This is a genomic window from Clostridium sp. (genome assembly GCF_036642255.1).
Lineage (GTDB): Bacteria > Bacillota > Clostridia > Clostridiales > Clostridiaceae > Clostridium_J.
The window spans coordinates 91,799-110,269 of sequence record NZ_JAVWDJ010000008.1; the positions used below are offsets into that span (position 1 = coordinate 91,799).

The 18,471-nt window shown below is 31.7% G+C and carries 20 protein-coding genes; all 20 read right to left on the bottom strand.

Annotation, left to right across the window (positions count from 1 at the left end; genetic code table 11):
* Position 1: 1 nt before the first annotated feature.
* Positions 2 to 799, bottom strand: a complete 798-nt coding sequence (locus RR409_RS06435) for a hypothetical protein (RefSeq protein ID WP_332556909.1) — start codon at positions 797 to 799, stop codon at positions 2 to 4.
* 343 nt (positions 800 to 1,142) lie between these two features.
* Positions 1,143 to 1,928 carry a flagellar hook-basal body complex protein gene (locus RR409_RS06440; protein WP_332556910.1) on the bottom strand — a complete coding sequence of 262 codons (786 nt, stop codon included), beginning with the start codon at positions 1,926 to 1,928 and terminating at the stop codon, positions 1,143 to 1,145.
* Positions 1,929 to 1,948: 20 nt separating this feature from the next.
* Entirely contained in the window at positions 1,949 to 2,740 is a 792-nt protein-coding gene (locus RR409_RS06445; RefSeq protein ID WP_332556911.1) for a flagellar hook-basal body complex protein, read from the bottom strand.
* 196 nt (positions 2,741 to 2,936) lie between these two features.
* On the bottom strand, positions 2,937 to 3,572 hold the full coding sequence (locus RR409_RS06450; protein ID WP_332556912.1) for a hypothetical protein: 636 nt from the start codon (positions 3,570 to 3,572) through the stop codon (positions 2,937 to 2,939).
* 8 nt (positions 3,573 to 3,580) lie between these two features.
* Entirely contained in the window at positions 3,581 to 4,315 is a 735-nt protein-coding gene (locus RR409_RS06455) for a FliA/WhiG family RNA polymerase sigma factor (protein ID WP_332556913.1), read from the bottom strand.
* Between the two features lie 11 nt (positions 4,316 to 4,326).
* Entirely contained in the window at positions 4,327 to 4,980 is a 654-nt protein-coding gene (locus tag RR409_RS06460) for a flagellar brake domain-containing protein (RefSeq protein ID WP_332556914.1), read from the bottom strand.
* 9 nt (positions 4,981 to 4,989) lie between these two features.
* Positions 4,990 to 5,859 carry a MinD/ParA family protein gene (locus RR409_RS06465; RefSeq protein ID WP_332556915.1) on the bottom strand — a complete coding sequence of 290 codons (870 nt, stop codon included), beginning with the start codon at positions 5,857 to 5,859 and terminating at the stop codon, positions 4,990 to 4,992.
* The gene (gene flhF, locus RR409_RS06470; RefSeq protein ID WP_332556916.1) at positions 5,853 to 6,905 is read right to left on the bottom strand and encodes a flagellar biosynthesis protein FlhF; all 1,053 of its coding nucleotides are present in this window, start codon (positions 6,903 to 6,905) and stop codon (positions 5,853 to 5,855) included. The genes RR409_RS06465 and flhF overlap by 7 nt, the downstream gene beginning before the upstream one ends.
* Entirely contained in the window at positions 6,905 to 8,923 is a 2,019-nt protein-coding gene (flhA, locus tag RR409_RS06475; RefSeq protein WP_332556968.1) for a flagellar biosynthesis protein FlhA, read from the bottom strand. Before flhA ends, flhF begins: the two co-directional genes overlap by 1 nt.
* 245 nt (positions 8,924 to 9,168) lie before the next feature.
* Positions 9,169 to 11,010, bottom strand: a complete 1,842-nt coding sequence (locus RR409_RS06480) for a fused FliR family export protein/FlhB family type III secretion system protein (RefSeq protein WP_332556917.1) — start codon at positions 11,008 to 11,010, stop codon at positions 9,169 to 9,171.
* A gap of 11 nt (positions 11,011 to 11,021) precedes the next feature.
* Positions 11,022 to 11,291: a flagellar biosynthesis protein FliQ gene (fliQ, locus tag RR409_RS06485; protein ID WP_332556918.1), complete on the bottom strand. Its 270-nt coding sequence runs from the start codon at positions 11,289 to 11,291 to the stop codon at positions 11,022 to 11,024.
* Positions 11,292 to 11,303: 12 nt separating this feature from the next.
* On the bottom strand, positions 11,304 to 12,113 hold the full coding sequence (gene fliP / locus RR409_RS06490; RefSeq protein WP_332556919.1) for a flagellar type III secretion system pore protein FliP: 810 nt from the start codon (positions 12,111 to 12,113) through the stop codon (positions 11,304 to 11,306).
* Positions 12,110 to 12,496, bottom strand: a complete 387-nt coding sequence (fliO, locus tag RR409_RS06495) for a flagellar biosynthetic protein FliO (protein ID WP_332556920.1) — start codon at positions 12,494 to 12,496, stop codon at positions 12,110 to 12,112. The genes fliP and fliO overlap by 4 nt, the downstream gene beginning before the upstream one ends.
* 8 nt (positions 12,497 to 12,504) lie before the next feature.
* Positions 12,505 to 12,990, bottom strand: coding sequence for a flagellar basal body-associated FliL family protein (locus RR409_RS06500; RefSeq protein WP_332556921.1), 486 nt, complete (start codon positions 12,988 to 12,990; stop codon positions 12,505 to 12,507).
* A gap of 13 nt (positions 12,991 to 13,003) precedes the next feature.
* The gene (locus RR409_RS06505; protein WP_332556922.1) at positions 13,004 to 13,711 is read right to left on the bottom strand and encodes a flagellar motor protein MotB; all 708 of its coding nucleotides are present in this window, start codon (positions 13,709 to 13,711) and stop codon (positions 13,004 to 13,006) included.
* Positions 13,704 to 14,513 carry a motility protein A gene (locus RR409_RS06510; protein WP_332556923.1) on the bottom strand — a complete coding sequence of 270 codons (810 nt, stop codon included), beginning with the start codon at positions 14,511 to 14,513 and terminating at the stop codon, positions 13,704 to 13,706. Before RR409_RS06510 ends, RR409_RS06505 begins: the two co-directional genes overlap by 8 nt.
* An 11-nt stretch (positions 14,514 to 14,524) precedes the next feature.
* Positions 14,525 to 14,716 (bottom strand): flagellar FlbD family protein, encoded by a 192-nt coding sequence (locus RR409_RS06515; protein WP_332556924.1) that lies wholly within the window; start codon positions 14,714 to 14,716, stop codon positions 14,525 to 14,527.
* A 289-nt stretch (positions 14,717 to 15,005) separates the two neighbouring features.
* Positions 15,006 to 16,034, bottom strand: coding sequence for a flagellar hook-basal body complex protein (locus RR409_RS06520; RefSeq protein ID WP_332556925.1), 1,029 nt, complete (start codon positions 16,032 to 16,034; stop codon positions 15,006 to 15,008).
* Between the two features lie 347 nt (positions 16,035 to 16,381).
* Entirely contained in the window at positions 16,382 to 17,005 is a 624-nt protein-coding gene (locus RR409_RS06525; RefSeq protein ID WP_332556926.1) for a flagellar hook capping FlgD N-terminal domain-containing protein, read from the bottom strand.
* Positions 17,006 to 17,017: 12 nt separating this feature from the next.
* Entirely contained in the window at positions 17,018 to 18,466 is a 1,449-nt protein-coding gene (locus RR409_RS06530; protein ID WP_332556927.1) for a flagellar hook-length control protein FliK, read from the bottom strand.
* Between the last annotated feature and the right edge of the window lie 5 nt (positions 18,467 to 18,471).

Below are 18,471 nucleotides of genomic sequence, written 5' to 3' on the forward strand. Positions count from 1 at the left end.
ATTAAAATAAATTTAATACTAGAAAACTAACTATTTCAGCCTTATATAACCAAAATGCCACAAATACAATAAAGCACACACTATATATTAATGATAAAAAGTCTTTTATAGACACATCATTAATCTTATTAGTATAGACTCCATAGCTTTTAAGATAGTGGACATTTTTCTTTTCTATATGATAATAAAAATTAACAGATTCAATATAAGCAGAAAGTATATATACATTAAGCAATGGTTCGTAAATTATATTTGTTGAAAAATCTCCTTTAAAATCTATTTTAAAAGTTTTATTTCTTGGCACATATATAACATATAAAATCGCAACGGTTATCAAAGAAGGTATAATGTTCAGAATACGGTTTAAGAAGTTAAATACTGATAGTGTGCTATCAAAACTTATATAATAAATTAAAGTATAGGCAATTCCTCCCACATTTCCAAAGCATATTATATAAACTATAGGTGCAATAAAGCCGCAAACTAAAGATCTTGAAATAATGGATAAGGTGTCATAAAAGTGCTTTTTATCTATAGTTTTGTTAATTAAGGTTTTTCTCTCACTATTACTCACTTCGATTACTAAAAATGCTACAACACCATTTTGTAACTCCTTATTACTTATTAAGGAAATTAAAAGGCATAAGACTCCAACAAAAATTAAGTAAAATAACTGTATATAAGCGTTGTTCTTTAACCTTTTTCTTAATAGTGTATTGAATTTGTAAAATAGTTCATGTCTATCAACTTTCCACATTATTATGCTAAGCAAACACCCAAAAAGATATCCTACACCCATAAATTCTCCCCCTCAAAATAAACATTTAATATATAATACTGTTGCATAACTAATTCCTACGAATATATTAGACATGAATCACCACTATATCATTAGTGAATTAATTTATTGCAATGTTTAAATATAGTTAATTCACAAAAGCAAAAATATAATTTAAACTTTTGTATTAACATTTTATACATTATATGTAGCTACTCCATAATTTAGAATTAGACTGAGGGTTTAACCTTTTACTTAAAAATGGCAGGCAAAAAAACAAACTGCTGACAAATAATCTGTCAGCAGTTAAAAATCACCATTTTTATTATTAAGATTTACTTTCTAGTAAATTGGTTTATCTTTTCTATCTAAGGTTATTAATCATTTGCCACATTTCATCTACAGTTTTTAGCCCTGTAGAATTCAATTGAAAAGCTCTTTGAGTTAAAATCATATCTGTCATTTCCTGGCCAATATCAACATTAGAATTTTCTAAGGAACCTACATATATACTTCTATCAGTGACTTCTTCCATAGTAACCCCTTCCATAGGGATAAATAAGTTTTCTCCCGAAGAAAGTAAGCCATTTCCCCCTACAGAATCAAAAGTTTTTACTTGTCCAAGTTTTTCAAACTCAGCATTATTTTTAACATAAAAGTTTCCTTCTTTATCTACATTAAAATTATCCCCAGAAAGGTTTAAGGTTCCACCATTATAGTTTAATTCATTGCCTTCATTATCAACAATGCTTAATCTATAACCATTATTGTCTACTAAAACTCCAGAGGCATCCACATTAAAATTACCATTCCTTGTGTAAGCAGATGTCCCATCATGCTTATAAACCTTAAAAAGCCCTCTACCATCAATAGCTAAATCAGTAGATAACCCTGTTTCATGAATGCTTCCTTGTGAGAATTGCCTAAGTGCAGTAGTGCTTTTAATTCCGCTTCCAGCATATAAGTTTTCTGCTCCCTCAGAAGTGGGATATCCAAGTCTTTCTAGTGAATTATTGTATAAATCTTGAAATTGAATATTTACCTTCTTATAACCAACAGTATTAACATTAGCTATATTATTTGATATGGCATCTATTTTATTCTGCTGTGCCGTCATTGCACTTCTATTTGTATATAATAATGTATACATTTACTCCACTCCTTATAGCTCTATCTTACAGTACCTATTTCATTAACAGCTTTACCTAAGGTTTCATCCAAGGCCTTTAAAACTTTAGTATCACTTTCAAAGTTTCTCATCACGGCCATCATATCTGACATTTCTTTGATTATGTCTACGTTTGAACCTTCTAATGCACTTTGATGAATTGAATAGTTGGTGGCTATAATTGGATTTTCTCCCGAATATAAGTTATCACTGGCTTTAACGATATTTTTAAAATCACCATTTTCCTTGGAAAAACTTGCTATTGCTAACTTTCCCTTTTGTACTCCATCTACAGTGATTATTCCTTCTTTACTACAATTAATATTTCCACTACCTACGTATACTGGTTCTAGCACTCCATTTGCATTGGTACCCAAGACCCTATCTCCACTATTTGTAACTAAGTATCCATTAGCATCAATATTAAAATGCCCATCTCTAGTATAATAGTTTTTAGTTCCATTTGCTTCATTTCTTTGAACCACGAAGAATCCTTCTCCCTCAATGGCAAAGTCTGTCTTAAAACCAGTGTCCTTAATTAATCCTTGTGTGAAGTTTGTATTTCTATCATTTATCTCTGATCCATTGCTAAGATAACCAATATCATTACGGACATTTTTATCACCTTGAAACTTATCTCTATTTGAAATCATTACCTCATCAAAGCTCTTTATTGATATATTTTCAGACTTAAAACCTGATGTATTAGAGTTTGCAATATTATTCATTATAACATTTTGCTTTGCTTCGCTAGTAATTAGCCCAGAAGCTGCAGTATATAGTCCTCTTATCATTACTTCACCTCATCCTTAATCATTATCTTGATTTCATCAGGATACTTCATTCCTAATTTCCTAGCTCTTATTTCTACTTGACCATCACTGAGCTGGTAGCTAAAATCATTGGCTAGTGAGAAAAATGTACCAATTACTATTCCGATTCCTATTCCTAATAAAATCTTTCTATCACTTAGAAAATCTACAACGAATTTTATCTTAGATATAATTCCTTTATTAATAGTACCTCACCCTTTCCAATGTTAAGTTGAGATGCAATTTCATCTACATTTAACCCCTTATCAAACAAATTCCTTACATCTTCAATTTTTAAATTATTTGAGCTAGGCTCCATGTTTTTTTCAACACGGTGTGATTCTTTTATTTCTTTATTTTCATCTTCATATTTATCAGATGATGAAGAAGTTTCAGTATTTTCTTGTTTTTCAACAGATAGGTTTTCTAGTAATATGTTCTTATTATAACTTGTTTCGAGATTTTCTGCATTATTATAATAAAATTCTCTAAGATCATCCATTATACTATCTTTTAATTCAGTGTTTACTTCTGTTTTCCCTACTACTTTTACCTCATAATTATTACTGTTATGTAGTTTTGAATCATTGCTTTGAAGACTTTCTACTAATTCTTTCAAATATATAATTTCACTTTGAAGTTCAGTTATAGTTTCTGCAAATTCTCTTCTTAGTTCACCTATTTTGATGTCAGTCTCCGTAATATCTGATTCTGCTATTTGAAAGGTATTCTTAAAAGATCTTTTTTCTCTTTTTATAGCCAGTGCATTTAAAATAACTAGTGAAATTCCAATTGTAAAAAGCATAATATACATAAGTTCACCTATTCATTAATATTATATTTTAATTTTTCTATTGCTTTTCTTAGGTTCAGAATTGCCTTACTATGTAGCTGACAAACTCTAGATTCTGAAACCTCTAAAACTTCACCAATTTGTTTTAAGGTTAATCCTTCGTAGTAATAAAGGTTTAAAACTAATTTATCCTTATCTCGAAGCAGTTCTAGGGCTTTAAGCAAATATTCATACATTTCTTTATCCTCTAAAGTTTTCTGAGGACTTGGACTATTCACATCTTCAATTGAATTTAAAAGTGCTACATCATCATCTTCACTGAATAACAATGAATCTAAAGACACCATTGACATATAGTTAACATAGCCTTCTATTTGCCCTAATTCTTCTAAATTAATTTCCATTGCCTTGGCAATTTCCATATCTGTTGGGTCTCTAAGTAGCTTGTTTTGAAGGCTTTCTACTGCCGCATTATATCTATTAAGTTTATCCATAGATCTCTTAGGAATCGGACTATTTCTTCTTAACTCATCAATCATTGAACCCTTAACTCTTATAGATGCATAAGTGGAAAACTTCATGCCCTTACTTTCATCAAATTTACTTAATGCATCCATAAGTCCAAGCATTCCATAGCTCACTAAATCCTCATACTCCACATACTTAGTCTTGCCAACTATTATTTTTGACGCAATATATTTTACTAAAGGCAAATATTTCTTCACTATTTCTGTCTTTAAATCTAAATGATGTGCTACAGACATATTAATTCCTCCTATTTTGATCTAATGGTTTTCCTCATATTTTTAAAAATGTATTCTATAATTTTTTCCCTTGTATTATTATTAAGTTCTTTAAATGCAATTCCACAAATTAAGAACTTATTTTCCAAATCTCTTTCTACCCTTACCACTTTACTTACAGCTAAGAATATCTCATCTCCTATAGGCACCGAAACCATTAAATAATCTCCGAGCTTTACTTCTGTAGAGATTTTAATCCTCATTCCTCCGCCACTTATATCAAGGGCATATCCCTTAATAAAATCCTCTTTTAAAACTTTTTTAGTTGGATTTTCGATGACTTCTTTAATAGGAGCATAGCTAATATCAAAAAGATGATCGATTCTTACAAATGTTCTTCTTTGAACCTTATAAACTTCTGATGGCATTTCAATCATTAGTAGTGGAATTTTATCAAATTTTCTTCCTGTTACTACAGTATTAAACTTGTATACATTGCCTCTATTATCTTTATAGTAGGCTTCAATAATATCTCCTTTATTCAGAGGATAATACATCCCACCATTCATAGGAACCCCAATATAAATGCAATGTTCTTCGATTTCTTGGATAACACTTTTAGCTATAGCGCCATCCTCACACATTATTTCTAGTTTTTGATTAATTTGGAAAGAAATATTATTCATTTTGACCCCCTATGAAAAAATCTTAAATATCTTCTTGAACAAGCCCTGAACCCCTTCACCGCTTGATTTTAAATTAATGCCTTCTATTTGCTTTGCGAGGCTCTCAATATCCTTAGCAGCATTTGAGTTAGGATAAGCTATTACTAAAGGGGTTTGCGCTCTAACTGCCTGAGTAAGCTTTCTATCATCACTTACATTACCTAAATGATGTAGCTTAACTCCTAAAAATCTTTCTGCAGCATTGTTAAACTTATTAAAAGTTGTCTTACCTTCATTTAAATCTATTACTCTGTTTATAATCACTTTTGCAGTATTCTTAATTTTAAAATGGCTTACTGCCTTTAATAAACTATATGCATCTGTAAGGGCAGTTGGTTCAGGGGTTGTCACTATAAGTAACTCATCACTACATGCTATAAATCCAAGAACGCTCCTGTTAATTCCTGCACCAGTATCAATGAATATATAATCAAAACCTTCTATAGACTCAAGCTTGTTTAGAAAAATTTTTCTTTGAACATCCGTTAAGTCATCCACCTTTGAAAGTCCTGAGCCTCCTGGTAGTAGCTTTATACCATAAGGACCTTCAATTAAAACCTCGTGAATTTCTTTTCCTGAAAAGATAGTATCAAACACACTATATTTTGGTATACATCCAATTAACACGTCATCATTTCCCATGCCTAAGTCGGCATCAAAAATCATTACTTTTTTACCTGATTTTTGAAGGGTTATGCCTAAGTTCACTACTATATTGCTCTTCCCCACTCCACCTTTTCCTGAAGTTATTGTAAAAATTTTAGTATCTCTAGGGGCGTTTTCTTTCTCTGATAGGTTTCCCTCTGCCATTTTCCTTAATTTAGCCGCCTGATCTAACATATGCTTATCTCTCCCAAAATTAAGTTTATAACTTCATTTTCAGTTGGGGTCTTAATGTCCTCTGGAACATTTTGTCCTGTGGTTATAAAGCTAATTGGAGCCTTTGCTTTATAACAAATATTTAATATAGATCCATAGGTTGAAGTCTCATCCAACTTGGTGATTATTACATAATCATAATTTAGTGGTTTATAACCTTCAGTTATAATCTTGATATCTTTATTTTTTGTTGTGGCGCTTATAACTAGATGGGTTTCACTAGCCTTTGCCTTATCTATATAAGCTCTTAACTCTGAAATTTGCATAGTGTTTTTACTACTTCTTCCTGTAGTATCTACAAGTATGACGTCACAACCCTTCATACTGTCTACAGCGCTTTCCATTTCTCCAATAGAAAATACTACTTTAAAAGGTATGTTCATTATTTCTGCATAGGTCTTCAGTTGATCTACAGCACCTATCCTATAAGTATCTACGGTTATTAATCCTACCTTCTTTTTATCTATAAGAGCAAGTTTTCCAGCCATTTTAGCTATGGATGTAGTTTTTCCTACTCCAGTGGGACCAATAAGTGCCACAGTGCCTTCCATGGTTGGAACCTGCACACTTAACATCCCTTTAAATATTTCAGTTAAGTTATCCTTCCACATTTCCTTTGATTCTGATTTTGACAAACTATCCATAATGCTTTCAATAATTTCATCTTCCACATCAAGATCTTGTAAAAGATTATGAATTTCAGTTTTTTCCTCAGAACCTTGGAAAGCCACTTTATTGCTATTTACCATTAAGGTGCTCATCATTGACTTCATTTCTTCTACTTCTTTTAAAAGTACTGAAGAACCTGTATCTTGTTTTTCTTTTATCGAAGTTTCCTTGGAATCATTTGCAGCAGTAACCTCAAATATTTTACTAGAAAAGAAGCCTTTAATTCCTGGTCTTTTAATCTTCCGTTGGCTAATAATCACTGCTTCTTTTCCTAGTTCTTCACCAATTTTATTTAGTGCTTCCTTCATAGTTCTTGCTAAGTATCGCTTTATTATCATTACACTGATACAACTCCTTCAGTTCTTATCTCAATGTCATTTGGTATCTCATTAAGTGAAAGCACTGCAACATTTGGAAATACCATTTCAATTAATTTCCTAAAAGCTGGCCTTATCCTTGGGGAAACTAAAATTACTGGTACATTGCTTGGGAAATAAGTTCTATCTAAAGAACTTTTAATTGAGTTGAAAATTTCAGTAGTCACATCAGGACTCACAGCTGGGAAAGAACCTTGCATAGATTTTTGAATATTGCTACCGATGATGTTCTCAATTTCTGGTGATAAAGTTATTACTGTAATAGCATTATTTTCATCTACTAACTCATTACATATATTTCTTCCAAGGGAAAATCTTACATATTCAGTAAGAAGTTCTATATCCTTAGTCCCTCTAGAATTATCTGCAAGACACTCTAAAATGGTTACCATATCCTTTATAGATACTTTTTCTTTTAGAAGATTTTGTAGCACCTTCTGAATTTCTCCTATGGTCATCAAATCAGGAATAAGTTCCTCAATAACCGTGCTATATTTTTCTTTTACAGAATCTATAATCATCTTAGTCTCTTGACGTCCTAGAAGTTCATAGCTATGAGACTTAATGGTTTCTGTCAAGTGAGTAACCATTACCGTAGTTGGATCTACCACTGTTAATCCCTTTATTTCTGCCTCTTCTCTTTGGTCCTTATTTATCCATAATGCTTCAATACCAAAGGTTGGTTCAATAGTTTTAATACCTGGCATTGAAAGATTATCATTGCTCGGATCCATGCATAGGAACATATTTGGCATTAATTCTGACTTCGCAATAACTGTTCCCCTAATTTTAATTACGTATTCATTAGTCTTTAATTGCAAGTTATCTCTTATCCTTATAGGTTGAACTACAATTCCCATTTCAATGGCACATTGACGTCTTACAGAAGAAATTCTTTGAAGTAAATCTCCTCCAGTAGACTCATCTGCTAATGGAATTAATCCGTAGCCAATTTCTATTTCTAGAGGCTCCACAGCAATTAAATTCATTACATTTTCTGGTTCACGACTTTCAGTCTCAATAATCTCTTTTTCCTGAAGTTCAATAGTTGTTGCTGCCTTTGTCTTTTCTTCTTTAAATAGTAGGTAAGCACTAAAACCTGTAGCTCCAGATAACATTAAAAAAATTAAAGTTGGCATTCCTGGTATAAGTGCAAAGATAAACAATACAAAGGAAGCTATAGCAATAACCACTGGAAAAGCAGTAAGTTGCCCTGAAACCTGTGTACCAAGACTTTCATCACTACCTGATCGAGTAACTAAAATACCTGATGCTGTAGAAATTAACAGTGCAGGAATCTGGCCTACAAGTCCATCTCCAATAGTAAGTTGAGTATATGTAGCAGCTGCCTCAGCAGCATCCATATTCATCATTAGAATTCCAATAACTATACCACCAATAATATTTATTATAGTTATAATAATACCTGCAATGGCATCTCCCTTTACAAACTTTGAAGCTCCATCCATTGCTCCGTAAAAATCAGCTTCACTTTGAAGATTCTTTCTTCTCTGTCTTGCCTGATCCTCTGTTATCATTCCTGCATTTAAATCAGCATCAATACTCATTTGCTTTCCTGGCATAGCATCGAGTGTAAATCTTGCTGTAACCTCAGAAACTCTTCCTGCTCCATTGGTGATAACAATAAATTGAATAATCACTATGATTAAGAAAATTATAATACCAACTGCATAATTTCCACCAATTACGAAGTCTCCAAATGCCTGGACAATTTTTCCAGCATCCGCCGTTGACAAAATAAGTCTTGTGGAAGATACATTCAGTGACAATCTAAACAGTGTTGTAACCAATAACAAAGTTGGAAACACAGATAATTGCAATACATTTGTAGTAAACATAGAAATAAGTAATATTACTATAGAAACTGATATATTTATTGCAAAGAAAATATCCAGTAACCATGGTGGAAGTGGAATAATTATCATAAGTACAATAAGAATTACTGCAAAAGCAACCATTATGTCTAAATTATTTTTTATCTTAACTGCGCCGTATTCTGCCAAGTCCATCATCCTTTTTCTTTATTTCTTTAATTTAAACTTCTTAAGCAAAATAATAAGTCAAAGATGAGACAAAATATTTTGCGTTCACAAGCAACCTTGTGTTGCAAGCTTTCTTGTGATGACGAGGAAACAAGTATATTGATCTTTTTTACATATAAGGTTCTGCTGACACGATATGCCATAAACTAACATACTGATAGCTACCTTTTTGAAGATGCCTTTAAAACTAATACAAGAATTTCTGCTATTGCTTGATACATCTCATAAGGCACTTCTTCATCTATTTCCACATTACTAAACATGAGTCTTGCAAGTGGCTTGTTTTCAATGATTGGAACTTTATTTTCTATGGCTATTTCTTTTATTTTAACTGCAATATTATCACTACCCTTTGCTACAACCATAGGTGCTTTTCCATTTGCTTCATCATATTTTATAGCTACTGCAATATGAGTTGGGTTAGTGATAACAACTGTTGCATCTGGAACAGACTGCATCATTCTCTTCATTGCCATATCTCTTTGTTTTTGTCTAATTTTAGATTTAATTTGAGGATCTCCTTCTTGTTGTTTATACTCTTCTTTTATTTCTTGTTTACTCATTTTTAGATCTTTATTAAATTGATATCTTTGGTATACATAATCTATAATTCCAATAGCAATTAATACTAGTGAAACCTTACTAAATATATTTATAATTAAGCTAGAAAGCTCTATAATTATCGCATCTATTTTAAAATTGCTATAGTTTGTCATTGAATAGTAGTTATCTTTTATAAAATCATAGCCTACATACCCAACAATAGAAACTATAAGTAAATTTTTAATTAAATCCACAAAGGCCTTCATAGAAAACATTCTCTTAAATCCACTAATAGGATTTATTTTTTCAAGTTTTGGTTTTAGGGTTTCTGTAGTTAAAACCTTACCTGTTTGTGCTACATTAGCAATAATGCCAATTATCATGATTGGAATTGCTATTGGTAAAAAAATCATCATGATTCTTATAAAAGAATTTATTAAAATACCCTTAAAGCTTTGGTTATTTAATACGAAGTTAGGATAGTAGTGTAAAAATAAGATTAGAGTTTCCTTTAACTTATCTATAGCAAAGCCACCGACTACTATTAGAATTAAAGTAGTTGCAACTAAAGTTATAGAAGAGGTTAATTCCTTACTTTTAACAACCTGTCCTTTTTCCTTTGCATCCCTTTTCTTTTTAGGAGTAGCATCCTCAGTTTTTTCACCACTATCACTGGCTACAAACATCACAAGAAAGGGTAAAATGTTGAAGTATTGGATAAAAAAATCGTCAAGTCTTCCAAAATTTGCAACAATTACCTTCATAATCATAGGTAAAACAACACCAAAAGCTGAAAGACCTACAAGCAACTTAATGGGCATACCAAGTATCATTGCATTAAGCTGTGGCATTACTCTTGATACTAACCCAAGTACAAATTCAGTAATAAGTAAAATTAATATTATTGGTATTGCAATTTTTATTCCAATTACAAAGAGCTGGAAAATAACATGAATCATATAGGTAGCATGTTCTGGCAAAAATGTGAAGCTACCTATTGCTATTACCTTAAAGCTATCTATTAATGACTTAATTACCAGTAAATGACCATCCACTAATAGAAATACCATAAGACATAACCAATATAATACTCTTCCCATCACAGAGAGATTTTCACTTGCGATAGGGTCAAATAAAGTCATCATAGAAAACCCAATGGAAAAGTCCATTAATTGCCCCGCCATTTGAACAATACCAAATATTAAATTAATTATAAAACCCATGGATAATCCTACAATTACTTCTTTAAACATCAGTGGTACTAACTGTAAAATACCACTTATTTCCCCTACTGCATTTAAATCTACCAAGGGTGCAATTATCATGGAAATCACCATAGAAAATCCAATTTTTAAGAGTACTGGAGTATCACTGGGGAAAAAAGCTTGTACAGAAAAGATTAATGATGTAATTCTAATAAATATCATTAAAAATCCTATGAATAATGCTAAGTTTATCAAGTTTATCCCACCTAAGCTCCCATATTAGTAATAATTGAAAAGATTTGTTTTGTAAAACTTACTAATTGATTACCCATCCAACTAGCAGTGAGAAGTCCTACCACAGCTACTGCCAATATCTTAGGAACAAAGGTTAAGGTTTGCTCCTGTATTTGGGTAGTAGCTTGAAAAATACTTATTAATAATCCTACCAAGGTGGCAGTAATTAAAATTGGCGCCGAGGCCATGAGAGCCACTTTAATCATATCTTTTATCAGTGCAATTACCATGGTATCTGTCATATTTTCACCTCATTACTTAAAGCTTAAAATTAAAGATTGACTTATTAAGTTCCATCCATCTACTAGTACAAATAAAAGCAACTTAAAAGGTAATGAAATCATAGCTGGTGGTAACATGAACATCCCCATAGACATTAGAACACTAGAAGCTACAATATCGATAACTAAAAATGGTATAAAGAGCAAAAATCCAATTTCAAAGGCTGTTCTAAGTTCACTAATAACAAAGGCTGGAAGTATTACATGAATTGGAACTGCGTCATAGTTAGCACTTTCAATCCCACCTTCTCCAACTTCCGTTGTCACGGTATCTTGAAGATTCCCTGCTTCTAAAAATAATTTTAAATCTTTAACCCTAGTTTGTCTTAGCATAAAATCTTTTAAAGGCCTCGTACCTTTATCCATTGCTACTTCAGTTGTGATTTCACCATTTAAGTATGGAGTCACCGCATCTTTAGTAATGTTATTGAAAGTAGGTGCCATGACGAAAAAAGTTAGAAACAGTGCTAGTCCAACAGTTACCTGTCTTGGAATGGATTGCGCAGCACCAATAGCATTTTTTAAAAAAGATAACACTGTAACTATTCTCACAAAACCTGTAGTCATAATCAAAATTGAAGGTAATATTGTAAGAACAGTTAATATTAATAGCAGCTTTATATTATCTACGTACTCAACTGGTGAGGACGGATTATCAAAGGTTATATCTACATTAGGTATTGGAATAGTAGTATTTGTAGCATAAACTATATTTTCATTAAATAGTACAATTAATAGTAGAGCTCCTAATATAATAAATGGTTTAAGCTTTATTTTCTTCATTGTTCACTTTCCTTCTTTAATTGACGTTTTGAAAGACTAGAAAGATTTAAACTCTTTAAATTTATATTCTTAATAGTTTTATTAAGCTGTTCCAAATTTACTTCATTAATATCTTTTATAGTTTCAATCTCAACACTATCTAATTCTTTCAAAATTTCTATCTTTCCTGTGGATGAACTCATAAGATATCCCTTGTCACCCACCTTTACAATTGCCAATGAATTTTCCTTTGAAAGAGGTAATCTTTCAAGAACCTTCATATACTTGTTACTGGTTCCTAAATTAAGCTTAGTTCCTAGTTTTCCAAAAATAAGAATAAGTGCTATTATAAAGGGGAAAAAAATCAATATTTTTAACAACGTAACCCAAAATTGTCCATCCATTTTTTCACCTACTGAATTAAGATTTCTGAAAAATAAACATTAGTTATCTTTCCTGTGGTTAAGAGGTCATTTATTTTTTCTGAAAGTACATTTTTTAGAACTTCTTCTCCTTCTGCTGTTAGATCTGTGGTTTTCTTTGTTCTTAAAGTATTATTAATTGTATCTCTGATGATTGGTTTTTTTGTTGTTAATTCACTTTTTAACTCTTCATTATCCGTATGACCAATGAAAATTTTTATCTTAAGGTACCTTGGTTTTCCTTCATCTGCTAAGTTTACTAGTATTTCATCAACTTCAAAGGTTAGCTCTTGTCCCGCACTTCCCTTTTCACTTGAAGCATGTTCATTACTAGGGGAAGGAGCATTTTTAGCTGCAATATAATATCCTCCAAAAGCAACTCCACCAATTAGAAGCAATCCTAAAACCACACCAAATATTATTAAAACAACTTTTGACCCTTTTTTTGCTTTCTTTTCTTTCTTCTCAACTGCCATATTACTACTCCTTTTATTGTTCTGTCTTACTTGACACTATTATTATATTAACTCGTCTATTTTTTGCTCTATTTTCTGGTGTATCATTAGATACTATAGGACTATATTCTCCAAAGGCCTGCACTGAAAATCTTTCTGGATTTATTTGACCCTTAGTTATTAAGAAATAATCCAAAACACTAATTGCTCTAGCTGAGGACAAATACCAATTACTTGGAAACTGAGCTGTTTTTATTGGCACATTATCCGAATGTCCTTCAATAATAATTCTACTTGACACTTTACTCACTACATCATTAACCTTATTTAATAATCCCAAGCTATCACTGTGCAAAATTGCCTTTCCTGTATCGAAAAGAACGGCTTCCTTTAGTTCAATATTAACACCTTTATAATTTTCGTATACTTGCACATCATCTTCTAAATTATTTTCTTTTATGAAATTAACAATTTCATCATACATGGTTTCTGGCTTTGAAGCTTCTGCTGAAGGTTGTGGTTCCCCAACTACTGGTACTTCTCCATTAGCAATATTAAAATCTAATATTTGCGAGGCAGCATCTCCACTAAACATACTTTGAAATGAATTTGAGATTTGCCTAAACTTTTCAGCATCCACAGTAGAAAATGAGTATAAGAGCACAAAGAAAGTTAAAAGTAAGGTTACAGTATCTGCATATGTGGCAAGCCATGCATCAGTTTTAATTTCTCTTTTAGCCATTTTGTGCAACTCCCTCACCACTGGCGGATACTGTATGGTACTGCTTTCTTTCATCTGGAGATAGGTATGCCACTAGCTTGTCTTCTATTATCCTTGGATTAACACCTGATTGAATGGCTAAAACACCTTCAATGATCATTTGTCTTGTTCCAACTTCTTTAGCACTTCTATATTCTAACTTTGCTGCTATTGGTATAGCAATCATATTGGCAACTATAGATCCATAGAAGGTAGTTATAAGTGCTTTTCCCATACCTTTTGCAAGGTTTGAGGCATCTGATAAGTCTGCTAGCATTTGAATAAGACCAATTAGGGTTCCAAGCATACCCATTGCTGGTGCATATGCTCCCAAGGTTTTAAATACTGCAGCAGCATCACCATGACGTTTTTCCATTTCCTCAATTTCAAGTGTCATAATTTCCTTTATAGACTCTGGTTCAATTCCGTCTACAACCATCCCCATAGCTTTCTTTATAAAATCATTTTGAATTTGAGATATTTCATCCTCTAAAGAAAGTAATCCTTCTCTTCTTGCCTTTCTTGACAAAGTTGTGAACAAAGTGATGGTTTCAAGTTTAGACAACTCTTCTGTTTTCATAACTTGTATTGTTACTTTACCAAGTCTTTTAAATTCATCCATTGGGTAAGCCATCAATAAAGTTCCTATAGCTCCACCAACAGTGATGTAAACTGACAGAGGATCCCAGAAAACAAGGTAACCTGCATTACTCTTCATTCCATATATCATAAGAGCAACTGCAGCTATAAACCCTATTATGGTTAAAAAATCATTCTTCTTCACGTCACATCCTCCTAGACATTCAGATTGTAAATTCTATTTTTGTACCGGATTACTCTCCTTATGATTTCTTCCACATCTTCTTTTACTAAATATTTCTTTCCATTAGTCAATGTAATTATTGTTTCAGGTAGTTGTTCTATTTTTTCAATATGTTCACAATTAAGAACAAAGGGAGTGCCAGTTAGTGTGCTAACCTCTATCATATTTCCTCCTCATAAATTGTGTAAAATTATTTTAATAAAACTTAAACCTATAATATGCTTAAGATTTTATATTTTACACAAACCTGATTAAATTAGTATTTCATATAAGACAAATACTTTTTTAGTTTAAGTATTTAACTTACCTATAAAATGTTTTAATATCATTGCTTTTTTCCATGCATTAATTTTTGATAAACAAGCTCTATACTCGCCTTAGTTCTTCATGTATTAAGTGAGAATATAAAGAAATTTCTATTACTATATCATAGAGCTTGTATATCATTTATAGCTATCTCTTTAAATTAACTAACTCTTGAAGTATTTCATCACCAGTGGTGATAACTTTACTACAAGCTTGGAAAGAACGGCTAGCAACTATCATATCAGTAAACTGAACTGCTAGGTCTGTGTTTGACATTTCTAGAGCTCCTTGAACCATATCTCCATAAGCTTTACTATTGTCATTAGTCGAACCTTTTCCTGCTCTAAGCACCGGCTCTCCAGAGTTTGTAGATGGTGAATACATATTTTGACCAACTTGCTTAAGACCTGTTTCATTATTAAAAGATGCTATAGCAACTTGACCAAGAGCAGTTGTACTACCATCAGCAAGTACTGCCTTAATCATTCCATCCTTTTCAATAGAAAAACTTTGTACCTTCACTTCAACAGCTGGTGTTCCCTTTGTAATAGATTCTGGTATCCTTAATGGTACTAAAGACTCACCAACTGACTCAAAACCTGCATTATCAGGATCTACATATGAAAAAGTTTCTATAGTTGTTACATCATCATTATAACTTGGAGCTGTTTCCGTTCCATCAGTAACAGCATATCCCATTATTCTAAGTCCATTTGAGTTTAATAAATTACCATTTGGATCTAACTTAAAGGATCCATCTCTTGAAAAAAATGTTTCTGTCATTGCTAATGCAGGAGTAGTTGCTTTATCAAAAATATTTTTAGTACTATCTACTGGTATTTCACCTTCAGAAGGTCCTTTTGCAATTATGAAATATCCCTTTCCATCTATTGCCATATCAAGTGGTCTTCCTGTAGGTTGCAAACTTCCCTGTCCCATATTTACATTTATCCCTTGAACAGATACACCAAGACCAACTTGAGAAGGGTTAGTTCCCCCTAAGTTTAAACTTGCACTAGATGCTGATTTTATAGTTTGATACATGCTATCCTGAAAAGTTACAGAGGATGCCTTAAACGCCGTAGTACCTGAGTTTGCTATATTATTACCTATTACGTCTAATTTTTTTTGATTTGCATTTAACCCTGAAATACCTGCATACATTGAATTTAACATGTTGTTTCCCTCCCATAATAAAGTGTATTTTTAGTTGACTTATATTTTTTTGGTTTATTGACACACTAAAACTATTTTTAATAAAAGCTTTTATATATTGTCTATTGATGAAAGCCTTTATAAAACAAACAATTTCGATAAAAACCTTAACAATATTAACTATGTAACTGAAAACGATTATCAATTATTCTATGTAGTCACATTTTATATGGTGAATGAATGTATTACAATGGATTAAAGTACTCCACTTTAGTTCATCAAAGGGTTAACTTCATTTCATTCCCATATTAAGTAAATTATTAATTAATTTTGCTAAGATTTTATTAGTAGTTTTATGATTTTGAACTTTATTTTATTTTTATAATATTGCTATATAAATAATCCTTAATTTCGCCATTACTTTCAATCTTAACTTTAATGCCTTCATTACTTCTAAATACTTCCTTTACCACTCCTTGAATTGGATTTTCATTATCTTCTCCAGGAACCTCAACGGTTTTTCCAATTAAGGAAGCAGTGTTGATAAAGTTTATATTGTCCATATTATAATCAGGCAGATCCATTATGTCTGTTACTTGATCAAAACCATATTCTTTTAAATTTCCATAGCTATCTTCCACAGTAATATAAACTTCATTATTTCGTTTAAATACTGATTTCACCACTCCAGATTCTTGGTATCCACTGCTGTTATAAACATCTAATGCCACAAATTTACCTGATACATTTTGAGCTGAAGACATTCTCATTGTAGTATTTAAGTTCGACATCTGCTCCAAGGAAGCAAATTGTGATAACTGAGTGATGTAAGCCGTAGTATCTTGAGGCTTAGTTGGGTCTTGATTAGCCATTTCTGCTGCTAAAATTTGTAGAAATGAGTTTTTATTCATTTCCTCGCCAGGTTTAACAATAGGAGTTCCCCTATCTGTGGTCTTCGTTGTCTGTACCGTACTTTTTGTTGAAATTTCCATATAATCCCCCTCTTAAACTAACAGGTTCACTGCACTGTCATTAACCGTTTCTTCAGTATTTTGCTCCTCATCTACAGATGTATAAGACTTATTTGCAGTCTTTTCCTTAAATTCCTGAGAAGCTTGTTGTTGCTGCTCAAAGCTACCACTTGAAAAATAAGTGGTATCGTCTTTATAAAGGCCAATGTCTACTGATTCTATTTTTACATTATTTAAGTTTAACTTTTCATTTATATCTCTAAGTCCTAAATTTAGAATATCCACTGCATCTTTATTAGTTGCTTTAATTACTGCTTTTAGGGCACCTTGCTCCATTGTTACAGAAATTAAAACTTCTCCTAATTCCTTAGGATAAATTTTCACACTTAAATCCTTAATGCTATTTACATCCATAAATTTAATTGCTTTAATAACATCTTCGTTGAAAGTTGATTTAGAAATATACACAGGTGCTTTATTAACTTCACTTACATTGTTTAATTCAAACCTATTCCCACTTATAGAGTTCATTAAGCTGGATACTCTATCTATTTTAGAATCAGATTTATCACCGTCAATAAATTTTTCCAGAATTCCATTCTCTTTAGTGAAATTTCTATTTTCTAATAAATTATTTTGTGATACCCCATTTTTGCTATGTTCATTTACGAAATTATTATTTAGTGACTTAACATTGCTTTGTGGTTCAGAACTAAGATATCTTTCAGCCACATTATTTTCCGAAACTAAGGTATTTTTGATTCTAGATGTAATTCTGTCAATTAAATCTTTTTCTACACTGTTTTCATTGCTAGAATTATTTACGTTATTTTGTTCTATATTTTTTGCAACACTTCTTGATTCACTCAAGGTTTCTTTTAATAAGGAAGCTATTTGAGATTTGAAGTTACCATCTATTGTAGCATCTTCAACTTTTTTCATTAAGGCAAGCAGAGGATTTGATTTAATGTCTTGTTTATTTACTTTTAGTTCACCATTTGATATTAAAGCCTGAACTAAACTCTTTAACTCTTCTTTAACTTCTGGTTCTAGTTGAAGATTATTAATTAAGTTAGCTAAATCAATACCGTTTAAGTTTAGATATTCCAATAGAAGTGTATCCGTATCTTTATTGACTTCACTAGAATTCTTTGTTGAACCTTCTAGTGCTACTTTTTCTTCTGAAGATAGATTGTTTTCTTCGCTTGAATTTGCGCTTACTTTCTTTTCTTCAGTGTTACTTTCGTTTGATGAAACAGTTTTTTTACCATCAGTGGCTTCTGACAAGTTAGCTTCTTCTTTATTCTTAGTTGGCTTTTCTTCTACAGCATGTCTATCGTCTATCTTTGAAGAACTTTTCTCATTAGTTTTCTCTTGAAGAACCTTAGAAAAGTTATCTTTGCTTTGGGTAACGCTTTTATTAAACTTGTTTTTACTATTAATATTATTAGTTGTTGCAAAATCTAAATTAGAAATGTCCAAATGCT